This window comes from Streptomyces sp. AC512_CC834, from assembly GCF_019049325.1.
GTDB lineage: Bacteria > Actinomycetota > Actinomycetes > Streptomycetales > Streptomycetaceae > Streptomyces.
Map to the genome: position 1 here is coordinate 110,243 of NZ_JAGMUO010000113.1, position 21,235 is coordinate 131,477.

The window sequence follows — 21,235 nt, forward strand, 5'->3', positions numbered from 1 at the left end:
CCACGCCCGTCCCCGCACAGCCGACCACCGGCGACCGGCCGAGGCTAGTGCGCTGCCGACTCCCAGTCCCGGCCGGCGCCCACCGAGACGCCCAGGGGGACGCTGAGCCGCACCGCGTTCGCCATTTCGCGGCGGACGAGCTCCTCCGCGGCCGCGCGCTCGCCGGGGGCGATCTCCAGGACGATTTCGTCGTGGACCTGAAGCAGCATGCGGGACTTGAGGTCCGCCTCGCGCAGCGCCTTGTCGACGTTGAGCATGGCGATCTTGACGATGTCGGCCGCCGTGCCCTGGATCGGCGCGTTCAGGGCCATGCGCTCGGCCGCCTCGCGTCGCTGGCGGTTGTCGCTGTTGAGGTCGGGCAGGTAGCGGCGGCGGCCGAAGAGCGTCGCCGTGTAACCCGTGGCCCGTGCCTCCTCGACGACCCGGCGCAGGTAGTCCCGTACGCCGCCGAAGCGCTCGAAGTAGGCGTCCATCAGTCCGCGGGCCTCGGCCGCCTCGATGTTGAGCTGCTGGGACAGGCCGAAGGCCGACAGGCCGTACGCCAGGCCGTAGGACATGGCCTTGATCTTGCGGCGCATCTCCGCGTCGACCGCGGACTGCTCGACGGAGAAGACCTGTGCGGCGGCGGTGGTGTGCAGGTCCTCGCCGGAGGTGAACGCCTCGGTCAGGCCCGCGTCCTCGGAGAGGTGGGCCATCACGCGCAGCTCGATCTGGCTGTAGTCGGCCGTCATCAGGGACTCGAAGCCCTCGCCGACGACGAAGCCGCGGCGGATCGCGCGGCCCTCGTCGGTGCGGACCGGGATGTTCTGCAGATTCGGGTCCGTGGAGGAGAGGCGGCCGGTCGCGGCGACCGTCTGGTTGAACGTGGTGTGGATGCGGCCGTCCGCGGCGATCGTCTTGATCAGGCCCTCCACCGTGACGCGGAGCTTGGCCTGCTCGCGGTGGCGGAGCATGATCACCGGCAGTTCGTTGTCCGTCTGGGCCGCGAGCCAGGCCAGGGCGTCGGCGTCGGTGGTGAAGCCGGTCTTGGTCTTCTTGGTCTTGGGGAGGTTCAGCTCGCCGAAGAGGACTTCCTGGAGCTGCTTGGGCGAGCCCAGGTTGAACTCGCGTCCGGCCGCCGCGTGCGCCTCCTTCACCGCCTGCTGGACGGCGCCCGCGAACATCTGCTCCATGGCCTCCAGATGGGCCCGGTCGGCCGCGATGCCGTGCCGCTCCATGCGGGCGAGCAGCGCGGACGTGGGCAGTTCCATGTCGCGCAGCAGGTCCGCGGCGCCGACGTCCGTCAGACGGCCCTCGAAGACCTCGCCCAGGTCGAGGATCGCGCGGGCCTGCACCATCAGCACCTCGGCCTCGGCACCCTCGTCCGCGCCGAACGCGAGCTGCCCGTCGGCCGCGGCGGCGGGGGCCAGCTCGCGGTGCAGGTACTCCAGGGACAGCGCGTCCAGGTCGAAGGAGCGACGGCCCGGCTTGACCAGGTAGGCGGCGAGCGCGGTGTCCATGCCGACGCCTGCGACACTCCAGCCGTGCTCCGCGAAGACGCGCATCGCGCCCTTGGCGTTGTGGAAGACCTTCGGCCGGTCCGGGTCCAAGAGCCAGGTCCGCAGCGCCGTCTCGTCGGCCTCGTCGGTCTCCGTCGGGTCGAACCAGGCGGCCGTCCCGTCGGACGCGGCGAGCGCGACCTCGGCGACCGAGCCGGTGCCCAGCGCCCAGGTGTCGACCGTGGCCACACCGAGCGGCTGCGCCCCGTGCTCGGTGAGCCAGCCGGCCAGCTCACCCGTGCCGAGCACGGTGCCGTCCAGCTCCACGCCATCCGACACCACCGGGGTGACCTCGGCCTCCTCGGCGCCCGGGTCGACGGCGTAGAGCCGCTCGCGCAGGGAGGGGTTGCGGATTTCCAGGGTGTCCAGGATCACCGCGACGCCCTTGCGGTCGTACGCCGTCCGCTCCAGGTCGGTGACCGCCCTCGGCAGCTCGACGCGCCGCTCCAGCTCGGTGAGCCGGCGGTTGAGCTGGACGGACTCCAGGTGGTCGCGCAGATTCTGCCCGGCCTTGCCCTTGACCTCGTCGACACGCTCGACCAGGTCGGCGAACGACCCGAACTGGTTGATCCACTTCGCGGCCGTCTTCTCGCCGACGCCCGGGATGCCCGGCAGGTTGTCGGACGGGTCGCCGCGCAACGCCGCGAAGTCGGGGTACTGGGCGGGCGTCAGCCCGTACTTCTCGAAGACCTTCTCCGGTGTGAAACGGGTCAGCTCCGAGACACCCTTGGTCGGATACAGGACCGTGGTGTGCTCGCTGACCAACTGGAAGGAGTCCCGGTCACCGGTGACGATCAGCACGTCGAAGCCCTCGGCCTCGGCCTCGGTGGCGAGCGTGGCGATGACATCGTCCGCCTCGAAACCCTCGACGGCGAAACGGGGGACGTGCATGGAGTCGAGCAGCTCGCCGATCAGCTCCACCTGCCCCTTGAACTCGTCCGGAGTCTTGGAGCGGTTCGCCTTGTACTCGGTGAACTCCTGGGACCGCCAGGTCTTGCGGGAGACGTCGAACGCCACCGCGAAGTGCGTGGGCGCCTCGTCACGCAGGGTGTTGGCCAGCATCGACGCGAAGCCGTAGATCGCGTTGGTCGGCTGGCCGGTCGCGGTCGTGAAGTTCTCCGCGGGCAGCGCGAAGAACGCGCGGTACGCCAGCGAATGCCCGTCCATGAGCATCAGCCGCGGTCGGGCGCCGGAGGTGCTGTCGGTCTTCTTCGATGCTGTCTTCGCCACAACCCCGATCCTGCCACGTGCCACTGACAGTCGGCCCCCCTCGCCCTCCCGGGCCGGGCGCGCGGCGGCATCGCCGCAGGTTCCGCAAGCTTTGCTCACCATCTCCGCCCCGCCCGGCCCGCCTCGGTGTCGGCGGGGCGTGCGAGGATCGGAGACATACCTCACACGTGTAGGCGAAGGAGCGCGCGATGGCCACCAAGCCGCCCAAGGGTGATCCGGTTCAGGACGCGCCGCAGGTCTCGGAGCCCCAGCACGCGGCGGCGGGCATCCCGGCGATCGGCCACACCCTGCGCATGGCGCAGCGGCAGATGGGCGTGAAGCGGACCGCGCTGACGCTGCTGAGCGTCAACCAGAAGGACGGCTTCGACTGCCCGGGCTGCGCCTGGCCGGAGGGGGACCACCGGCACAAGGCGGAGTTCTGCGAGAACGGCGCGAAGGCCGTGGCCGAGGAGGCCACCCTGCGCCGCGTCACCCCGGAGTTCTTCGCCGCGCACTCCGTGGCCGACCTCGCGACCCGCAGCGGCTACTGGCTGGGCCAGCAGGGCCGGCTGACGCACCCGGTGTACCTCCCGGAGGGCGGCGAGCACTACGAGCCGGTCACCTGGGAGCGCGCCTTCGACATCGTCGCTCAGGAGATCGCCGCACTGGACTCGCCGGACGAGTCGGTCTTCTACACCTCGGGGCGCACCAGCAACGAGGCGGCGTTCCTCTACCAGCTCTTCGCACGCGAGCTGGGCACGAACAACCTGCCGGACTGCTCCAACATGTGCCACGAGTCGTCCGGTTCGGCCCTGTCCGAGACCATCGGCGTCGGCAAGGGCAGCGTCCTGCTGGAGGACCTGTACAAGTCCGATCTGATCATCGTGGCCGGCCAGAACCCGGGCACCAACCACCCGCGGATGCTCTCCGCCCTGGAGAAGGCCAAGGCGAACGGCGCGAAGATCATCAGCGTCAATCCGCTGCCCGAGGCCGGCCTGGAGCGCTTCAAGAACCCGCAGACCCCCAAGGGGCTCACCGCGGGCGCCGCGCTCACCGACCTGTTCCTGCAGATCCGCCTCGGCGGCGACCAGGCCCTGTTCCGGCTCCTGAACAAGCTGATCCTCGACACCGAGGGCGCCGTCGACGAAACCTTCGTCGCGGAACACACCCACGGCTACGAGAAGTTCACCGAGGCCGCCCGAGCCGCCGACTGGGACGAGACCCTCGCGGCGACCGGCCTCACGCGCGCGGAGATCGGGGAAGCGCTGCGCATGGTGCTGGCCTCGAAGCGCACCATCGTGTGCTGGGCGATGGGCCTCACGCAGCACAAGCACTCGGTGCCCACCATCCGCGAGGTGGTGAACTTCCTGCTGCTGCGCGGCAACATCGGCCGCCCGGGCGCGGGCGTCTGCCCGGTGCGCGGCCACTCCAACGTGCAGGGCGACCGCACGATGGGCATCTTCGAGCGGCCCGCGCCCGCGTTCCTGGACGCCCTGGAGAAGGAGTTCGGCTTCGCCCCGCCGCGCGAGCACGGCTACGACGTCGTACGCGCCATCCGCGCGCTGCGCGACGGCGAGGCGAAGGTCTTCTTCGCCATGGGCGGCAACTTCGTCTCCGCGTCCCCCGACACGGAGGTCACGGAGGCCGCCATGCGCCGCGCACGGCTCACCGTGCACGTGTCGACGAAGCTGAACCGCTCGCACGCGGTCACCGGCGCGCGGGCACTGATCCTGCCGACACTGGGCCGCACCGAACGGGACGTACAGGGTGGCGGCGAGCAGTTCGTCACCGTCGAGGACTCCATGGGCATGGTGCACGCCTCCCGGGGCCGGCTGGAGCCCGCCAGCGGGCAACTGCTGTCCGAGCCGGCGATCGTGTGCCGGCTGGCGCGCCGGGTGCTCGGCGAGGACAGCCGCACGCCGTGGGAGGGGTTCGAGAAGGACTACGCGACGATCCGCGACCGCATCGGGCGGGTCGTCCCCGGCTTCGAGGACTTCAACGCGCGCGTGGCGCACCCCGGAGGCTTCGCCCTCCCCCACGCCCCGCGCGACGAGCGCCGCTTCCCGACCGCCACCGGCAAGGCCAACTTCACCGCCGCGCCGGTCGAGTACCCCGAGCTGCCCGAGGGGCGGCTGCTGCTCCAGACGCTGCGCTCGCACGACCAGTACAACACCACGATCTACGGCCTGGACGACCGCTACCGGGGGATCAGGAACGGCCGCCGCGTCGTCCTGGTCAACCCGGAGGACGCCCGCAGGCTGGACGTCGCGGACGGCGCGTACGTCGACCTCGTCGGCGAGTGGAAGGACGGGGTGGAGCGGCGGGCGCCCGGTTTCCGCGTCGTGCACTACCCGACGGCCCGTGGCTGCGCGGCGGCGTACTACCCGGAGACCAACGTCCTGGTGCCGCTGGACGCCACCGCGGACACCAGCAACACCCCGGCCAGCAAGTCCGTGGTCGTCCGTCTGGAACAATCGGCGACCGACTGAGCGTTTGCTCAGCGGAGCCGCCGGCCGGTCGCAGCGACCGGCCGGCGGACCGGACAGACGTCGGAAGAAGAAACGGAGCCGGCCCATGGGCGAGCAGCAGCAGGTGCAGTTCCCGCAGGAGGTCGTCGACGAGTACGCCGCGCTCGGCGTCGACCTCGTGGCGATGTTCTCGGCCGGGCACCTGGGGACGCGCATGGGCGTCCAGATCGTCGAGGCGTCGGCCGACCGGGTCGTCGGCACCATGCCGGTGGAGGGCAACACCCAGCCCTACGGTCTGCTGCACGGCGGTGCGTCGGCCGTACTGGCCGAGACGCTCGGGTCGGTCGGCTCGATGCTGCACGGCGGCAGTTCCAAGATCGCCGTCGGTGTCGACCTGAACTGCACCCACCACCGCGGGGCCCGCTCCGGCCTGGTCACTGGGGTGGCCACGCCGGTGCACCGGGGCCGGTCGACGGCGACGTACGAGATCGTGATCAGCGACGAGCAGGACCGCCGGGTGTGCACCGCCCGCCTGACCTGCCTGCTGCGGGACGTGAACCCCGGCGACGGAGCGCGGGCGGGCACGGCGGGCTGAGCGCACCACCCCGGGGTCGACCACGGAGTCCCCCACCCCGTCCGGGCGGTGCTCGGCCCCGCCCCACGGCACCCGGCCAGGCCATTGCTCCCGGCCCTCCGGCGCCATAGCTTCAAGGCATGGGACGGGGAGGGGCCCTCCGGCCGGGGGCCGTGGTGCCGGCGCTGCTGATCGCCGTCGCGGCCGTCGGCTGCGCGAACCCGGGTGACGGGCCGGGCGACGGGCCGGGCGGCTCCGGTGCCGCGCCCACCGCGGCCGCTTCGTCCGCGACCGCTTCGTCCGCTGCGCCGCGGCCCATGTCCCGCGCGGAGTCGTGCGAGAGCGCCGTCGGGTACTGGGCGCGCGAGATGCTGGACGGCCACGAGCCCTACGGCGACTATCAGTCGATGGGGCTGTCCAACCGGCAGTACGACGTCCTGCGGGAGGTTCTGGCCACGGCGCGGGCCACGAGGCGGGACCAGGGCGTCCGGCCCGCCAGAGAGCTGATGACACGCCGGATACGGCAGGCGTGTGCCGAGGCGTACCGCGACGGCGGTCCGAGCGACGGCCCGTGGCAGTGATGAGCGGCGTCGGACCCGTCGAGCCGGGCGAGGACACCCGCGCCCGGGACACCCCGCGGCCCCGGCCGCGTCGGCCTCTGGCCCGGCGCTACGACCGTCACCGCCGGACCGTCCTCGCGTCCACCGCGGCCCTCGTCGTGCTGGCGGGCGGCGGCTACCTGTACGCGAGCCGGCCGAAACCGCCGCCCGCTCCCCCGCCGCCCTATCCGTCCCAGGCGGTCGACCTCGCCTACGTGTCCCCCGTGGCCGGTTCGCCCGGGGCCCCGGCCGGCGGCTTCCGCTTCGCGGTGCTGCTGAGCGTGCGGTCCGGCCCGCCCGTCACCCTGACGCGGCTGGCCCAGCCCTACGACGGCCTGTCGGTGACGTCGTCCCCCGCGGCACCTTTCCAGACAAAATCGCATTCCTCCCGCAAGATCGTCGTCACGCTCCGGGTGACGGAATGTGAAAAAGCGCCCCGGAATCCCGGACTCCCTTTCTTGGATGTAACGCTGCGTAATGCGCGCGCAATACAAGCGCACAGTTTCATCCTGGGGACGCGCTATGCGCAGGACCTCTCCCAGGCCCTTGAGGTCGCCTGCAGCAACGATTCAGGGTAATCACCAAAACGCCCCAGACGCCTGAACACCGGGCATCGGTCCTGCAGGTTCTCAACATGTGGACAGGGCGAATCGGCCTGAATTCTGCCCTTCTTCCCACCCAGTACCGCTCTGTATTACCCGGTGTCATAACAAGAGAGTCACAGCATCACTCAGACTCTCCTCCACCTTCCCCACACCCGCTTAGAGTCACGGCCAGTCACCGCGCCGTCGGATTGTCATTTCGGCCCAGCGCTCGACTCGACCGCCTCCACGGGGAAGCGGCCGTGCCAGGGAAAGGACTGATCGTGCGTCAACGTTCGCTCATCGCCATCACCGCCGCTCTGGCGGCGGGAGCGCTCACCCTCACCGCCTGCGGCTCGCGCGACGACGACGGCGGGTCGGACTCCGGCAACGGCGGCGGTGGCACCACCGTCGTCATCGGTGTCGACGCCCCGCTGACCGGCGACCTGTCCGCAATGGGCCTCGGCATCAAGAACTCGGCGGAGCTCGCGACAAAGATCGCCAACGAAGAGAAGTACGTCGACGGCATCAACTTCAAGATCGAGGCCCTGGACGACCAGATCCAGCCCTCCGTCGGCCAGCAGAACGCCACCCAGTTCGTCGCCGACGACAAGGTCCTCGGCGTCGTGGGCCCGCTGAACTCCTCGGTCGGCGAGGCCATGCAGAAGGTGCTCGACACCGCCAAACTGGTGCAGGTCTCCCCGGCGAACACCGGCCCCGGGCTCACCCAGGGACCGGACTGGCGCACCAAGAAGGTCCGCCAGTTCGACTCGTACTTCCGTACCGCGACCACCGACGCCGTCCAGGGCCCGTTCGCCGCGCAGTACGTCTACAACGACTTCAAGAAGCGCAAGGTCTTCGTCATCGACGACAAGAAGACCTACGGCGCCGGCCTCGCCGCGACCTTCACCACCGAGTTCAAGAAGCTCGGCGGCAAGGTGGTCGGCACCGAGCACATCAACCCGGACACCAAGGACTACTCCGCGGTCGCCACCAAGGTGAAGAACTCCGGTGCCGACGTCGTCTACTACGGCGGCGAATACCCGCAGGCCGGCCCGCTCAGCAAGCAGATCAAGGCCACCGGCGCCAAGATCCCCCTGGTCGGCGGCGACGGCATCAAGAGCGCCGACTTCATCAAGCTCGCCGGCTCCTCGGCCGTCGGCGACCTCGCCACCTCCGTCGGTGCGCCCGTGGACACCCTGCCGTCCGCCAAGGAGTTCGTCGCGAACTACAAGGAGGCGGGCTACAAGGAGCCCTTCGAGGCCTACGGCGGCTACTCCTACGACTCCGCCTGGGCGATCATCGAGGCCGTCAAGACCGTCGTCGAGAAGAACGACGGAAAGCTCCCCGACGACGCCCGCGCCAAGATCACCGCGGCCATGCAGAACGTCTCGTTCGACGGCGTGACCGGCAAGGTCTCCTTCGACGAATTCGGTGACACCACCAACAAGCAGCTCACCGTCTACTCCGTCAAGGACGGCGCCTGGAGCCCCGTCAAGTCCGGCACCTACACCGGCTGACCCACCGGCACGACACCCGCACCACCGAAGAGCCGCGCGGGGCGCTGTTCCACAGGCGCCCCGCGCGGACTCGCATCCGGCCACATCCGGCCCACATCCGTCGAACGTCCGAAAGTCTCGGAGGACATGCGGTGAACGAACTGCCGCAGCAGCTGGTCAACGGCCTGCTACTGGGATCCATGTACGGGCTGATCGCCATCGGCTACACAATGGTCTACGGCATTGTCCAGCTCATCAACTTCGCCCACGGCGAGATCTTCATGACCGGCGCCTTCGGCGCACTCACGGTCTATGTCTACATCCTGCCCGACGGCACCTCCATGCTGCTCGCGCTGCCCCTGATGATCATCGGCGCAATGGCCGTCTCCATGGCGGTCGCGGTAGGGGCGGAACGGTTCGCCTACCGCCCGCTGCGCGGCGCCCCACGCCTCGCCCCCCTGATCACAGCCATCGGCCTCTCCCTCGCCCTCCAGCAGGCGGTCTGGGCCCTGTACCCCGACGCCAGGTCGGCCCGCACCTTCCCGCAGATCGACGGCGGCCCCTTCCACATCGGCGACGTGACCATCCAGACCGGCGACATCTTCCTGTTCAGCGCCGCCCCCATCAGCATGGCGATCCTCGCCTACTTCGTGATGCGCACCCGCACCGGCCGCGGCATGCAGGCCACCGCCCAGGACCCGGACACCGCCAAACTCATGGGTGTCAACACCGACCGCATCATCGTCATCGCATTCGCCCTCGGCGCCGCCTTCGCCGCCATCGGCGGTGTCGCCTACGGCCTCAAGTACGGCCAGATCAACTTCAAGATGGGCTTCATCCTCGGACTCAAAGCATTCACCGCGGCCGTCCTCGGCGGGATCGGCAACATCTACGGCGCCATGATCGGCGGCATCACCCTCGGAGTCGCCGAGACCCTGGCCACCGCCTACATCGCCGACGTACCCGGCCTGGACAAGTTCGGCAGCCAGTCCTGGGCCGACGTCTGGGCCTTCATCCTCCTCATCCTCGTGCTGCTGTTCAGGCCACAGGGCCTGCTCGGCGAACGCGTTGCGGACAGGGCGTGACACCGATGACCACACAGACCACCGCGCCGAAGAACACCGGCACCCCCGCCACAGGCGACACCTCCGGCCTCATCGGCATACCCCCGCACCTCGGCCGCGCCCTCGCCACCGGCGGCGGCGTCCTCACCGTCCTCTCCACGTTCCTCGCCTGGACCTGGACCGCCGAGTTCCCCGGCGACCTCACCGTCTACGGCTACCCGGGCGGCCTGCAAGTCCTCGTCCTCATCGGCGGAGCCCTCACCACCCTGTTCGGCCTCGCCTCGTACGGCGTACGCGGACTGCGGTGGCTCACCCCCGCAGGCGCCGACGGCGCGCTCAAATTCGCCGCCCTCGCCGCGTTCGCCACCACCTGGTACACGGCCCTCGCGATCACCACCCAACTCGGCGGCCTCGTCAATCTCGAACCAGGCGGTTTCATCGCGGCGGCCGTCAGCCTCCTGGCACTCCTGGGCTCACTCGCCCTGCCGTTCGAACGCCCCGAGCCCGACCCCATCGACCCGGAAGACACCCGCTGGGAACACACCAAACACCGCTGGGCCCACCGTCGACAGACACTGAAGGCGGCCTACGCCTCCGGCAGCCCCCGCCCCGTGCCCGCCCTGCCCGCGTACGCCGAGATCCTCATCATCGTCGCGATCCTCGCCCTGGGCCTGACCGTCTTCACCTACGGCATCGGCACCGAGTACGACGAACTCTTCGTCGGCTTCCTGATCACCGCCGGCCTCGGCTTCGCCACACTCAACAAGGCCGGCCTGATCAGCCAGGCCACCCAGATCACCGCACGCCACCAGAACATCACCACCTGCGGCGCGTTCATCGCCGCGGCCCTGTTCCCGTTCACCCAGTCCAACGACCAGTACGCCACCCTCGGCGTCTACATCCTCATCTTCGCCACCGTCGCCCTCGGCCTGAACATCGTCGTCGGCCTCGCCGGCCTGCTCGACCTCGGCTACGTCGCCTTCCTCGGCGTCGGCGCCTACGCCGCCGCCCTGGTCTCCGGATCGCAGAGCTCCCCGTTCGGCGTGCACTTCCCCTTCTGGGCCGCCGTCCTCGTCGGCGCCGCCGCCTCCCTGGTGTTCGGCATCCTCATCGGCGCCCCAACCCTGCGACTGCGCGGCGACTACCTGGCCATCGTCACCCTCGGCTTCGGTGAGATCTTCCGGATAGCCGCGCAGAACCTCGACGGCACCTCGGGCCCGGACGTCACCAACGGCTCCAACGGCATCTCGTCCATCCCCGACCTCAACGTCCTCGGCTTCGACCTCGGAGTCGCGCACGACATCGGCGGCTTCACCCTCGGCCGGTTCGCCAACTACTTCCTGCTGATGCTCGTCATCACGGCCGTCGTCGTCCTCGTCTTCCAACGCAGCGGCGACTCCCGCATCGGCCGCGCCTGGGTCGCCATCCGCGAGGACGAGACCGCCGCGCTCGCCATGGGCATCAACGGCTTCCGCGTCAAGCTCATCGCGTTCGCCGTCGGCGCCTCGCTCGCCGGACTCGCCGGCACCGTCCAGGCACACGTCACCTACACCGTGACCCCCGAGCAGTACCTCTTCGCCGGCACCACCCCGCCCAACTCCGCCTTCCTGCTCGCCGCGGTCGTCCTCGGCGGCATGGGCACCATCGCCGGACCGCTCATCGGCGCCTCGCTGCTGTTCCTGATTCCCAACAAACTCCAGTTCCTCGACGACTACCAGCTCCTCGCCTTCGGACTCGCGCTCGTCCTGCTGATGCGCTTCCGCCCGGAGGGCCTCATCGCCAACCGGCGCCGCAAGCTGGAATTCCACGAAGAGGCCGACGCGCCCACAGTCCTGAGCAAGACAGGGGCCTGACCACCATGACCACCGACACCACCACCAAGGACACCGCACCGGGCGCCCCCACCCCCGGCACCACCATGCTCGACGCACGCGGTGTCACCATGCGCTTCGGCGGACTCACCGCCGTCAACGGCGTCGACCTCACCGTCAACAGCGGCGAGATCGTCGGCCTCATCGGCCCCAACGGCGCCGGCAAGACCACCTTCTTCAACTGCCTCACCGGTCTCTACATACCGACCGAGGGCGAAGTCCGCTTCAAGGGCCAGATCCTGCCGGCCAAATCCTTCAAAGTGACCGCCGCCGGCATCGCCCGCACCTTCCAGAACATCCGACTGTTCGCCAACATGACGGTCCTCGAGAACGTCCTCGTCGGCCGCCACACCCGAACCAAGGAAGGCTTCTGGTCGGCCGTCCTACGCGGTCCCGGCTTCCACCGCGCGGAGAAGGCCTCCCGGGAACGCGCCATGGAACTCCTGGAGTTCGTCGGCCTGGCCGCCAAAGCCGAACACCTCGCACGCAACCTGCCCTACGGCGAGCAGCGCAAGCTCGAAATCGCCCGCGCGCTGGCCAGCGAACCGGGACTGCTCCTCCTGGACGAACCGACCGCCGGCATGAACCCGCAAGAGACCCGGGCCACCGAAGAACTGGTCTTCGCCATCCGCGACAAGGGCATCGCCGTCCTCGTCATCGAGCACGACATGCGCTTCATCTTCAACCTCTGCGACCGCGTCGCCGTCCTCGTCCAGGGCGAGAAACTCGTCGAGGGCGACAGCGCCACAGTGCAGGGCGACGAACGCGTCGTCGCCGCCTACCTCGGCGAACCCCTCGCCAACGACCCCGGCGCAGCGGAAGCCGCCGAGGTGGAGGCCGCCGAAGCCGCCCAGGCCGACACCACCAAGGACACCGCGGCCGGCAAGGAGAACGACCGATGACCGCACTGCTCGAGGTCGAGGACCTCCGCGTCGCCTACGGCAAGATCGAGGCCGTCAAAGGCATCACCTTCAAGGTGGACGCCGGTGAAGTCGTCACCCTCATCGGCACCAACGGCGCCGGCAAGACCACGACCCTGCGCACCCTGTCGGGCCTGCTGAAACCGGTCGGCGGCCAGATCAAGTTCGGCGGCAAATCCCTCAAGAAGGTCCCCGCCCACCAGATCGTCTCCCTGGGACTCGCCCACTCACCCGAGGGACGGCACATCTTCCCCCGCATGACCATCGGCGACAACCTCCGCCTCGGCGCCTTCCTGCGCAACGACAGACAGGGCATCGAAAAGGACATCCAGCGCGCCTACGAGCTCTTCCCGATCCTCGGCGAACGCAGCAAGCAGGCCGCGGGCACCCTGTCCGGCGGTGAACAGCAGATGCTCGCCATGGGCCGTGCCCTGATGTCCCGGCCCAAGCTCCTCATGCTCGACGAGCCCTCCATGGGCCTCTCCCCGATCATGATGCAGAAGATCATGTCGACGATCGCCGAGCTGAAGTCCGAGGGCACCACCATCCTGCTCGTCGAACAGAACGCCCAGGCCGCCCTCTCCCTGGCCGACCACGGCCACGTCATGGAGGTCGGCAACATCGTCCTGTCCGGCAGCGGCCAGGACCTCCTCCACGACGAGTCGGTCCGCAAGGCCTACCTCGGCGAGGACTGACACCCGCCCCGGGCAGACCGTACGACGAAGGCCCGCGCCCCCACACCGGGGACGCGGGCCTTCGTCGCATCATGTTTCAGCCCTTCGACGCCTTCTTCTCCTCGGCGTCCTGGATGACCGCCTCCGCCACCTGCTGCATCGACATCCGCCGGTCCATCGAGGTCTTCTGGATCCACCGGAACGCGGCCGGCTCGGACAGACCGTACTCCGTCTGCAGCACCGACTTGGCGCGGTCCACCAGCTTGCGAGTCTCCAGGCGGAGGCTGAGGTCGGCGACCTCCTGCTCCAGCGCCTTCAACTCCGTGAACCGCGAGACGGCCATCTCGATCGCCGGAACGACGTCGCTCTTGCTGAACGGCTTCACGAGGTACGCCATGGCACCGGCGTCCCGGGCCCGCTCCACCAGGTCGCGCTGCGAGAACGCCGTCAGCATCAGCACCGGCGCGATGCTCTCCTCGGCGATCTTCTCGGCCGCCGAGATGCCGTCCATCTTGGGCATCTTCACATCGAGGATCACCAGGTCGGGCTTGTGCTCCCGGGCCAGCTCCACGGCCTGCTCCCCGTCAGCGGCCTCGCCGACGACGGAGTACCCCTCCTCCTCCAGCATCTCTTTGAGATCCAGCCGAATGAGCGCCTCGTCCTCCGCGATGACGACACGGGTCGTCAGCGGAGGAACGTGCGACTGGTCGTCGTCGGTCACGTCGGCGGGCTGGGGCGACTCGGGGGCGGTCACGTGAGCTCCTCGTTCGGGGCAGGGATACTGCTGACAAGAGCCTACCTAGCTGCGGTATGGTGGACGGGCAGCGGGTCGGGCGAAATCTTCGATTCGCAGGAGCTCCGGTAGTCCAATCGGTAGAGACGATACCCTCAAAAGGTATTCAGTGTGGGTTCGAATCCCACCCGGGGCACTTTTCCTCAGAATCGAAGGTTACAACTGGAAGCGGATGTACACGTTCTCGTGAACATCCGCTTTTCGTCGTGTGTCGTCACAGCCATTGCCACAGAGTGGCCGCATGTACGACACCAGCACACGCAAGCGGGCACTGGCACTGGTGGCACAAGGACGGAGCCTGAACTCCGTCAGCAAAGAGACCGGCATATCTCGCGCCGCCATCCGCTCGTGGCAGACGCGTATCGAGCCTCTGCCACGCATGCGGCAAACCTTCTGCCCGCTGTGCGGTCCGACGGCCGATCCGCCTGCAGACCGGGGGGCATACGCCTACCTGCTTGGCCTCTATCTCGGTGACGGCTGCATCAGCCCTGGCATGCGGTCGGGCTACTTCCTCCGGATCGCGTGCGCCGATGCATGGCCCGGCCTCATCGATGCGTGCGTTGCCGCTATCAAGGCCGTAAATCCCAGCGGGAAGGCGAGCCGAGTGCATGCCGTCGGCTACACCTCCGCGGTCGGCTACAGCGGACACTGGCCCTGCTTCTTTCCTCAGCATGGCCCCGGCAAGAAGCACGATCGCCGGATCGCTCTCGAGCCCTGGCAACAGGCCATCGTCGACGTTCACCCCTGGGAGTTCATCCGGGGCCTGATCCACTCGGATGGCTGCCGTATCACCAACTGGACCACGAAGACCGTCGGCGGGGTGCGTAAGCGATACGAGTACCCGCGGTACTTCTTCACCAACGTCTCGGCCGATATCCGCCGCCTGTTCACGGACACCCTCGACAACCTCGGCATCGAGTGGACGCACTGCACACGGCACGGCAACGCGTACAACATCTCCGTAGCCCGCAAAGCCTCCGTAGCCCTCATGGACGTCCACGTCGGCCCCAAGTACTGACGGCCGGTCTACTTGGGACTGTCGTCCTCCCCGATGTGGTGCACCCGGACCAGGTTCGTCGTGCCCGACACGCCGGGCGGTGAGCCGGCCGTGATGACCACGACGTCGCCCTTCTCGCAGCGTCCGTACCGGGTGAGCAGCTCGTCCACCTGGTCGACCATCGCGTCGGTGGAGTCCACGTGCGGGCCGAGGAAGGTCTCCACGCCCCACGTCAGGCTCAACTGGGAACGCGTCGCGGGCTCGGGGGTGAAGGCCAGCAGCGGAATGGGTGAGCGGTAGCGGGAGAGGCGGCGGACGGTGTCGCCGGACTGGGTGAAGGCCACCAGGAACTTCGCGCCGAGGAAGTCACCCATCTCGGCCGCCGCGCGGGCGACCGCGCCGCCCTGGGTGCGGGGCTTGTTGCGCTCGGTCAGCGGGGGCAGCCCCTTGGCGAGGATGTCCTCCTCCGCGGCTTCGACGATGCGGGCCATCGTGCGCACGGTGTCGGTCGCGTGCTTGCCGACGCTGGTCTCGCCGGAGAGCATGACGGCGTCCGTGCCGTCGATGACGGCGTTGGCGACGTCGGAGGCCTCCGCGCGGGTCGGCCGGGCGTTGTCGATCATCGAGTCGAGCATCTGGGTGGCGACGATGACCGGTTTCGCGTTGCGCTTCGCCAGCTTGACCGCGCGTTTTTGGACGATCGGTACCTGTTCGAGGGGCATCTCGACGCCGAGGTCGCCCCGGGCGACCATGATGCCGTCGAAGGCGGCGACGATGTCCTCGATGTTCTCCACCGCCTGCGGCTTCTCGACCTTGGCGATGACGGGGAGGCGACGGCCCTCCTCGTCCATGATGCGGTGGACGTCGAGGATGTCGCGTCCGCTGCGCACGAAGGACAGCGCGATGACGTCGAAGCCGTTGCGCAGGGCCCAGCGCAGGTCGTCCTCGTCCTTCTTGGACAGGGCGGGTACGGACACGGCGACGCCGGGCAGGTTGAGGCCCTTGTGGTCGGAGACCATGCCGCCCTCGATGACCGTGGTGCGGACGTGGGGGCCGTCGACGCCGGTCACCTCGAGGCAGACCTTGCCGTCGTCGACGAGGACGCGTTCGCCGGGGGTGACGTCGGCGGCGAGGCCGGCGTAGGTGGTGCCGCAGGTGTGGCGGTCGCCTGCTACGCCTTCCTCGACGGTGATGGTGAAGGTGTCGTCGCGTTCAAGGAGTACGGGGCCTTCGGTGAAGTGGCCGAGGCGGATCTTCGGACCCTGAAGGTCGGCGAGGGTGCCGACACTGCGGCCGGTCTCGTCGGACGCCTTCCGGACACGGTGGTAGCGCTCTTCGTGTTCGGCGTGGGTGCCGTGGCTGAAATTGAAGCGGGCGATGTCCATTCCGGCGTCGACCAGGTCTTTGATCTGGTCGTACGAGTCGGTGGCGGGCCCAAGGGTACAGACGATCTTTGCTCGGCGCATGAGTCGAGCCTATGACTTACCGGCCGGTAGCGAATTGGCCACGTATGACCACTCAACAACCTTTGAGTAAAGGGCTATTGACAAGTGTTGAATTGTGCGGCCGGTCGCTCTGATGAGCGTTCGATTTAGCCGCCACCTCTTGACAGGCGCCATGTTCAGGACAGAATCTACGCGCGTTGCCCCTGTCTGCACGGCCCACCGAGGAGAGTCAGCCATGCCGTTGAACCGCCGGAAGTTCCTGAGCAGGTCCGCCGTGACGGGGGCGGGGGTCGCACTGGCCGGCGCGGCGGCGGCTCCGGCGGCCGAGGCGGCGGCCCCCACGCGCAAGGCGCCCAGGGGGCACAGGGGGCACAGGAAGCCCAAGCGGTACTCGCTGACCGTGCTCGGCACCACCGACCTGCACGGGCACGTCTTCAACTGGGACTACTACAAGGACGCCGAGTACACGGACGCCGCGGGCAACGCCCAGGGTCTCGCGCGGATCTCCACGCTGGTGAACCAGGTCCGCGAGGAGAAGGGCTGCCACAACACGCTGCTTCTTGACGCGGGCGACACCATCCAGGGGACCCCGTTGACGTACTACTACGCGAAGGTGGATCCGATCACCGCCGAGGGCGGTCCGGTGCATCCGATGGCGCAGGCCATGAATACCATCGGCTATGACGCGGTGGCGCTCGGAAACCACGAGTTCAATTACGGCATCGAGACGCTGCGCAGGTTCGAGGAGCAGTGCGATTTCCCGTTGCTCGGCGCGAACGCGGTCGACGCGAAGACCCTGAGGCCCGCGTTCCCGCCGTACTTCATGAAGACGTTCCGGGTGAAGGGCGCGCCGCCGGTGAAGGTGGCGGTGCTGGGGCTGACCAACCCGGGCATCGCGATCTGGGACAAGGCGTACGTGCAGGGGAAGCTGGCCTTTCCGGGGCTGGAGGAGCAGGCGGCGAAGTGGGTGCCGAAGCTGCGTTCGATGGGTGCGGACGTGGTGGTCGTGTCGGCGCACTCGGGTTCGTCGGGCACTTCGTCCTACGGTGACCAGGTTCCGTATGTGGAGAACGCGGCGGCCAATGTGGCGAGGCTGGTGCCGGGTGTCGACGCGATCCTTGTCGGGCACGCGCACGAGGAGATCGCGGAGCTGAAGGTCGTCAACGAGGAGACGGGGAGGACGGTCGTGCTCTCGGAGCCGCTGTGCTTCGCCGAGCGGCTCACCCTGTTCGACTTCGAGCTGGTCTTCGAGCGGGGCCGCTGGCGCGTGGAGTCGGTGAAGGCGTCGTTGCGCGACTCCGGGTCGGTCGCCGACGACCCGCGGATTACCCGGCTGCTGACGGACGAGCACGAGAAGGTGGTGGCGTACGTCAATCAGGTTGTCGGGAGCGCGACCGAGACGCTGACGACGGTCGAGGCGCGGTACAAGGACGCGCCGATCATCGATCTGATCACCAAGGTGCAGGAGGACGTGGTCAGGGAGGCGCTGGCGGGCACGGCGTACGCGTCGCTGCCGGTCCTGGCGCAGGCGTCGCCGTTCTCGCGGACTTCGGAGATTCCGGCCGGTGACGTGACGATCCGGGACCTGTCGAGCCTGTACGTGTACGACAACACGCTGGTCGCCAAGTTGATGACGGGCGCGCAGGTCCGGGCGTATCTGGAGTATTCGGCGGAGTACTACGTGCGGACGGCCGCCGGTGCGCCGGTGGATGTGGACAGGCTGACGAACGCGAACGGCCGTCCGGACTACAACTATGACTATGTGTCGGGTCTGAAGTACGAGATCGATGTCGCGCGGGCGGCCGGCTCGCGGATCAGGAACCTGACCCGTGACGGTGCTCCGCTGGACGATGCCGCAAAGTTCGTGCTGGCTGTGAACAACTATCGGGCCAACGGTGGTGGTGCCTTCCCGCATGTGGCGTCGGCCAGGGAGCTGTGGTCGGAGTCGACGGAGATCCGTACGCGGATCGCGGAGTGGGCGACCGAGAAGGGTGTGCTGGATCCGAAGGACTTCGCGTCGGTGGACTGGTCGCTGACGCGTGACGGTACGCCGGTGTTCTGAGCGGCCGTCCGGGGCGCGGTCCGCTCGTCCCCTCGTCGTTGGGCAGCCTCAGATTCCGTCCACCAGGGGGGTGAGCGTCCGGTGGTGGCGCGCGGACGGGATCTGGGGCTGCCCGTTTTGCAGGCCGAAGGTGGTGAAGGCGGTGCGGCCCGGCAGGGGGTACGGCTGCTGCGCCGTCAGGTCGTTGAGGATGGTGGCGCTGCGCCAGGCGGCGAGGCCCAGGTCGGGCGCGCCGACCCCGTGGGTGTGTGTCTCGGCGTTCTGGACGTAGACGGAGCCGGTGACGGAGGGGTCGAGGACGAGGCGGAAGCGGTCGTCGATGCGGGGGCGTTCACGGCTGTCGCGTCGCATGTAGGGGTCGAGGCCGGCCAGGACGCGGCCGAGGGGGCGTTCGCGGTAGCCGGTGGCGAGGACGACGGCGTCGGTGGTGAGGCGGGTGCGGGTCTTCTGCTGGGCGTGTTCCAGGTGGAGTTCGACTCTGGTGGTCGCGATGCGTCCGGCGGTGCGGACGTGGACGCCGGGGGTGAGGGTGGTGTCGGGCCAGCCGCCGTCGAGGGTGCGGCGGTACAGCTCGTCGTGGATGGCGGTGGTGGTGTCGGTGTCGATGCCCTTGTGGAGCTGCCACTGGGCGGCGACGAGGCGGTCGCGGACCGGTTCGGCCAAGCCGTGGAAGTAGCGGGTGTAGTCGGGGGTGAAGTGTTCGAGGCCGAGCCTGGAGTACTCCATGGGTGCGAAGGCTTCGGTGCGGCCGAGCCAGTGCAGTTTCTCGCGGCCGGCGGGCCGGTGGCGGAGGAGGTCGAGGAAGGTCTCCGCGCCGGACTGGCCGGTGCCGATGACGGTGACGTGTCCGGCGGTGAGGAGGGTGTCGCGGTGGGCGAGGTAGTCGGCGGCGTGGATGACGGGGACGGTGGGGTCGTCGACGAGGGGGCGCAGCGGGTCGGGGATGTGGGGTTCGGTGCCGACGCCGAGGACGACGTTCCTGGTGTGGGTGCGGCCGAGGGCCTCGGCTTCTCCGTCGGCGTCGAGTTGGGTGTAGTCGACTTCGAAGAGGGCGCGTTCGGGGTTCCAGCGGACGGCGTCGACCTGGTGGTGGAAGCGGAGGGAGGGCAGGTTGTCGGCGACCCAGCGGCAGTAGGCGTCGTATTCGGTGCGTTCGATGTGGAAGCGTTCGGCGAAGTAGAAGGGGAAGAGTCGTTCTCTGGCCCTGAGGTGGTTGAGGAAGGTCCAGGGGCTGGCCGGGTCGGCGAGGGTGACGAGGTCGGCGAGGAAGGGCACTTGGACGCGTGCGCCGTCGATGAGCAGGCCGGGGTGCCAGTGGAAGGCGGGGCGCTGGTCGTAGAAGACGGCGTCGAGGCCGGTGAGGGGGTCGGCGAGGGCTGCGAGGGAGAGGTTGAAGGGGCCGATGCCGATGCCGACGAGGTCGCGGGGGGCGTCGGGTGTGGGGTGTTGGGCGGTGTTCATCGGGGGGTGTGTCCTTCCAGGGAGCTTTGTACGAGGGTGAGGAGTTCGGCGAGGTCGTCGGGGTGGGTGTGGGGGTTGAGGAGCGTTGTCTTGAGCCAGAGCCGGCCGTCGGCGCGGGCCCGGCCGAGGACGGCGTGTCCGGTGGTGAGGAGGGTGCGGCGTACGGCGGCGACGGTGGCGTCGGTGGCGTGGGTGGGCCGGAACAGGACGGTGCTGGTGGTGGGCGGGGTGTGCAGGTCGAAGTCCGGGTGGGCCTCGACCAGGCCGGCGAAATCCTGGGCGAGGGTGCAGACGGCGTCGACGAGGGCGCCGAGTCCCGCGCGGCCCAGGGTTTTGAGGGTGACGGCGGTCTTGAGGATGTCGGGGCGGCGGCTGGTGCGCGGGGAGCGTGCGAGGAGGTCGGGGAGGCCGGCGTCGGTGTCGTCGTCGGGGTTGAGGTAGTCGGCGCGGTGGTGGAGTGCGGCGAGGTCGTCGGTGTCGGTGACGGTGAGGAGGCCGGCGGGGATCGGTTGCCAGCCGAGTTTGTGCAGGTCGAGGGCGACGGTGTGGGCGGCTTGCAGTCCTGCCAGTTTGGGGCGGTGCCGGTCGCTGAACAGGAGGCCGGCTCCGTAGGCGGCGTCGATGTGGAGGCGGGCGTCGTGTGCGGTGCAGCGGTCGGCGATCTCGGGCAGGGGGTCGATGAGCCCGGCGTCGGTGGTGCCGGCGGTGGCGGCGACGAGGTGTGGTCCGGGGACTTGGGTGAGGGCCTCGTCGAGGGCGGCGGGGTCGAGGGTGCCGGCGGGGGCGGGGACGACGACGGGTTCGGGCAGTCCGAGCAGCCAGGCGGCGCGGGGCAGCGAGTGGTGGGCGTTGGCTCCGTGGACCAGTCGCAGGCCGGCGCCGTGTGTTTCGCGGGCGAGCAGGACGGCGAGTTGGTTGGACTCGGTGCCGCCGGTGGTGACGAGGGCGTCGGTGGCGCCGGTCTCGTGGGCGAGGGCGCGGGTGACGAGGGCTTCGAGGGCGGAGGCGGCGGGGGCCTGGTCCCAGGAGTCGAGGGAGGGGTTGAGGATGCTCGCGGCGAGGTCGGCGGCGGCTGCGACGGCGAGGGGCGGGGCGTGGAGGTGGGCGGCGCACAGGGGGAGGGCGGGGTCGGCGGCGCCCTCGGCGAGGGCGGTGACCAGGGTGCGGAGCGCCTCGGGGTCGCCGCGGTGGGGGAGGATCTCCCCGGCGGCGTCCGCTATCCGGGCGGCGACGGCGTCGGGGCCGCCGGCGGGCAGCGGGCCGCCGCGTGCGGCCGTGCCGGTGCGCAGGGCGTCGAGCACGGTGTCGAGGAGGGGCCGCAGGGCGTCGGGGCCGTGCGGGCCCGAGGCGAGGGGCGGCATGCCCATGGGCTGTCCTCCGGGCGCGGGGACTGGGGTTCCAGCTTGTACGCGGATGTGCGCGTACGCCCGGACAGCTCAGTGATCACAACCCGAAAGAGGTATCCGCGCGGCCGGTTCCC

16 protein-coding genes and 1 tRNA gene are annotated in these 21,235 nt (G+C 69.4%); 12 read left to right on the forward strand and 5 right to left on the reverse strand.

The genetic code is table 11. The features are described from left to right. Positions 1 to 44 precede the first annotated feature (44 nt). A complete protein-coding gene (gene polA / locus KUM40_RS35505; RefSeq protein ID WP_217170429.1) occupies positions 45 to 2,768 on the reverse strand; it encodes a DNA polymerase I in 2,724 nt (907 codons plus the stop codon). Between the two features lie 188 nt (positions 2,769 to 2,956). Between polA and KUM40_RS35510 the strand changes: the two genes are divergently transcribed. The 9 genes from KUM40_RS35510 to KUM40_RS35550 all read left to right on the forward strand — a co-directional run bounded on the left by KUM40_RS35510 (position 2,957) and on the right by KUM40_RS35550 (position 13,018). Next, the gene (locus KUM40_RS35510; protein ID WP_217170430.1) at positions 2,957 to 5,236 is read left to right on the forward strand and encodes an FdhF/YdeP family oxidoreductase; all 2,280 of its coding nucleotides are present in this window, start codon (positions 2,957 to 2,959) and stop codon (positions 5,234 to 5,236) included. A gap of 85 nt (positions 5,237 to 5,321) precedes the next feature. Next, positions 5,322 to 5,810, forward strand: coding sequence for a PaaI family thioesterase (locus KUM40_RS35515; RefSeq protein ID WP_217170431.1), 489 nt, complete (start codon positions 5,322 to 5,324; stop codon positions 5,808 to 5,810). 119 nt (positions 5,811 to 5,929) lie between these two features. After that, positions 5,930 to 6,370, forward strand: coding sequence for a hypothetical protein (locus KUM40_RS35520; RefSeq protein WP_217170432.1), 441 nt, complete (start codon positions 5,930 to 5,932; stop codon positions 6,368 to 6,370). Then, positions 6,370 to 6,966, forward strand: coding sequence for a Tat pathway signal sequence domain protein (locus KUM40_RS35525; protein ID WP_217170509.1), 597 nt, complete (start codon positions 6,370 to 6,372; stop codon positions 6,964 to 6,966). The genes KUM40_RS35520 and KUM40_RS35525 overlap by 1 nt, the downstream gene beginning before the upstream one ends. Positions 6,967 to 7,253: 287 nt before the next feature. Next, complete coding sequence (locus KUM40_RS35530) at positions 7,254 to 8,489, forward strand: branched-chain amino acid ABC transporter substrate-binding protein (protein WP_217170433.1); 1,236 nt, start codon at positions 7,254 to 7,256, stop codon at positions 8,487 to 8,489. 131 nt (positions 8,490 to 8,620) lie between these two features. Then, complete coding sequence (locus tag KUM40_RS35535) at positions 8,621 to 9,553, forward strand: branched-chain amino acid ABC transporter permease (protein WP_217170434.1); 933 nt, start codon at positions 8,621 to 8,623, stop codon at positions 9,551 to 9,553. A gap of 5 nt (positions 9,554 to 9,558) precedes the next feature. Then, positions 9,559 to 11,385 carry a branched-chain amino acid ABC transporter permease gene (locus KUM40_RS35540; RefSeq protein WP_217170435.1) on the forward strand — a complete coding sequence of 609 codons (1,827 nt, stop codon included), beginning with the start codon at positions 9,559 to 9,561 and terminating at the stop codon, positions 11,383 to 11,385. A gap of 5 nt (positions 11,386 to 11,390) precedes the next feature. After that, entirely contained in the window at positions 11,391 to 12,305 is a 915-nt protein-coding gene (locus KUM40_RS35545; RefSeq protein ID WP_217170436.1) for an ABC transporter ATP-binding protein, read from the forward strand. Next, the gene (locus tag KUM40_RS35550) at positions 12,302 to 13,018 is read left to right on the forward strand and encodes an ABC transporter ATP-binding protein (RefSeq protein WP_217170437.1); all 717 of its coding nucleotides are present in this window, start codon (positions 12,302 to 12,304) and stop codon (positions 13,016 to 13,018) included. The genes KUM40_RS35545 and KUM40_RS35550 overlap by 4 nt, the downstream gene beginning before the upstream one ends. A gap of 76 nt (positions 13,019 to 13,094) precedes the next feature. On the opposite strand, the gene KUM40_RS35555 is transcribed toward KUM40_RS35550, so the two are convergent. Continuing rightward, positions 13,095 to 13,751, reverse strand: a complete 657-nt coding sequence (locus tag KUM40_RS35555) for an ANTAR domain-containing response regulator (protein WP_217170438.1) — start codon at positions 13,749 to 13,751, stop codon at positions 13,095 to 13,097. A 101-nt stretch (positions 13,752 to 13,852) separates the two neighbouring features. Here KUM40_RS35555 and KUM40_RS35560 point away from each other — a divergent pair. Next, positions 13,853 to 13,926 (forward strand) — tRNA-Leu (locus tag KUM40_RS35560). 105 nt (positions 13,927 to 14,031) lie between these two features. Next, a complete protein-coding gene (locus KUM40_RS35565) occupies positions 14,032 to 14,808 on the forward strand; it encodes a helix-turn-helix domain-containing protein (protein ID WP_217170439.1) in 777 nt (258 codons plus the stop codon). Between the two features lie 8 nt (positions 14,809 to 14,816). Here KUM40_RS35565 and pyk read toward each other — a convergent pair whose 3' ends face one another. Next, positions 14,817 to 16,253, reverse strand: a complete 1,437-nt coding sequence (pyk, locus tag KUM40_RS35570; RefSeq protein ID WP_217170440.1) for a pyruvate kinase — start codon at positions 16,251 to 16,253, stop codon at positions 14,817 to 14,819. 214 nt (positions 16,254 to 16,467) lie between these two features. Here pyk and KUM40_RS35575 point away from each other — a divergent pair, with 214 nt between their 5' ends. Next, positions 16,468 to 18,294, forward strand: coding sequence for a bifunctional UDP-sugar hydrolase/5'-nucleotidase (locus tag KUM40_RS35575; protein WP_217170441.1), 1,827 nt, complete (start codon positions 16,468 to 16,470; stop codon positions 18,292 to 18,294). A gap of 48 nt (positions 18,295 to 18,342) precedes the next feature. Here the strand turns inward: KUM40_RS35575 and KUM40_RS35580 are convergent, their stop codons facing one another. Next, positions 18,343 to 19,755 carry a lysine N(6)-hydroxylase/L-ornithine N(5)-oxygenase family protein gene (locus KUM40_RS35580; RefSeq protein ID WP_217170442.1) on the reverse strand — a complete coding sequence of 471 codons (1,413 nt, stop codon included), beginning with the start codon at positions 19,753 to 19,755 and terminating at the stop codon, positions 18,343 to 18,345. Then, positions 19,752 to 21,122 carry an aminotransferase class V-fold PLP-dependent enzyme gene (locus KUM40_RS35585; protein ID WP_217170443.1) on the reverse strand — a complete coding sequence of 457 codons (1,371 nt, stop codon included), beginning with the start codon at positions 21,120 to 21,122 and terminating at the stop codon, positions 19,752 to 19,754. The genes KUM40_RS35580 and KUM40_RS35585 overlap by 4 nt, the downstream gene beginning before the upstream one ends. Between the last annotated feature and the right edge of the window lie 113 nt (positions 21,123 to 21,235).

What these genes read in the sequence shown, in the direction of transcription:
- KUM40_RS35520 (WP_217170432.1), top strand. Translation starts at nt 5,930, where the DNA reads ATGGGACGGGGAGGGGCCCTCCGGCCGGGGGCCGTGGTGCCGGCGCTG.
- KUM40_RS35540 (WP_217170435.1), top strand. Translation starts at nt 9,559, where the DNA reads ATGACCACACAGACCACCGCGCCGAAGAACACCGGCACCCCCGCCACA.
- KUM40_RS35515 (WP_217170431.1), top strand. Translation starts at nt 5,322, where the DNA reads ATGGGCGAGCAGCAGCAGGTGCAGTTCCCGCAGGAGGTCGTCGACGAG.
- KUM40_RS35580 (WP_217170442.1), bottom strand. Translation starts at nt 19,755, where the DNA reads ATGAACACCGCCCAACACCCCACACCCGACGCCCCCCGCGACCTCGTC.
- KUM40_RS35545 (WP_217170436.1), top strand. Translation starts at nt 11,391, where the DNA reads ATGACCACCGACACCACCACCAAGGACACCGCACCGGGCGCCCCCACC.
- KUM40_RS35525 (WP_217170509.1), top strand. Translation starts at nt 6,370, where the DNA reads ATGAGCGGCGTCGGACCCGTCGAGCCGGGCGAGGACACCCGCGCCCGG.
- KUM40_RS35585 (WP_217170443.1), bottom strand. Translation starts at nt 21,122, where the DNA reads ATGGGCATGCCGCCCCTCGCCTCGGGCCCGCACGGCCCCGACGCCCTG.
- KUM40_RS35550 (WP_217170437.1), top strand. Translation starts at nt 12,302, where the DNA reads ATGACCGCACTGCTCGAGGTCGAGGACCTCCGCGTCGCCTACGGCAAG.
- KUM40_RS35565 (WP_217170439.1), top strand. Translation starts at nt 14,032, where the DNA reads ATGTACGACACCAGCACACGCAAGCGGGCACTGGCACTGGTGGCACAA.
- KUM40_RS35510 (WP_217170430.1), top strand. Translation starts at nt 2,957, where the DNA reads ATGGCCACCAAGCCGCCCAAGGGTGATCCGGTTCAGGACGCGCCGCAG.
- pyk (WP_217170440.1), bottom strand. Translation starts at nt 16,253, where the DNA reads ATGCGCCGAGCAAAGATCGTCTGTACCCTTGGGCCCGCCACCGACTCG.
- KUM40_RS35575 (WP_217170441.1), top strand. Translation starts at nt 16,468, where the DNA reads ATGCCGTTGAACCGCCGGAAGTTCCTGAGCAGGTCCGCCGTGACGGGG.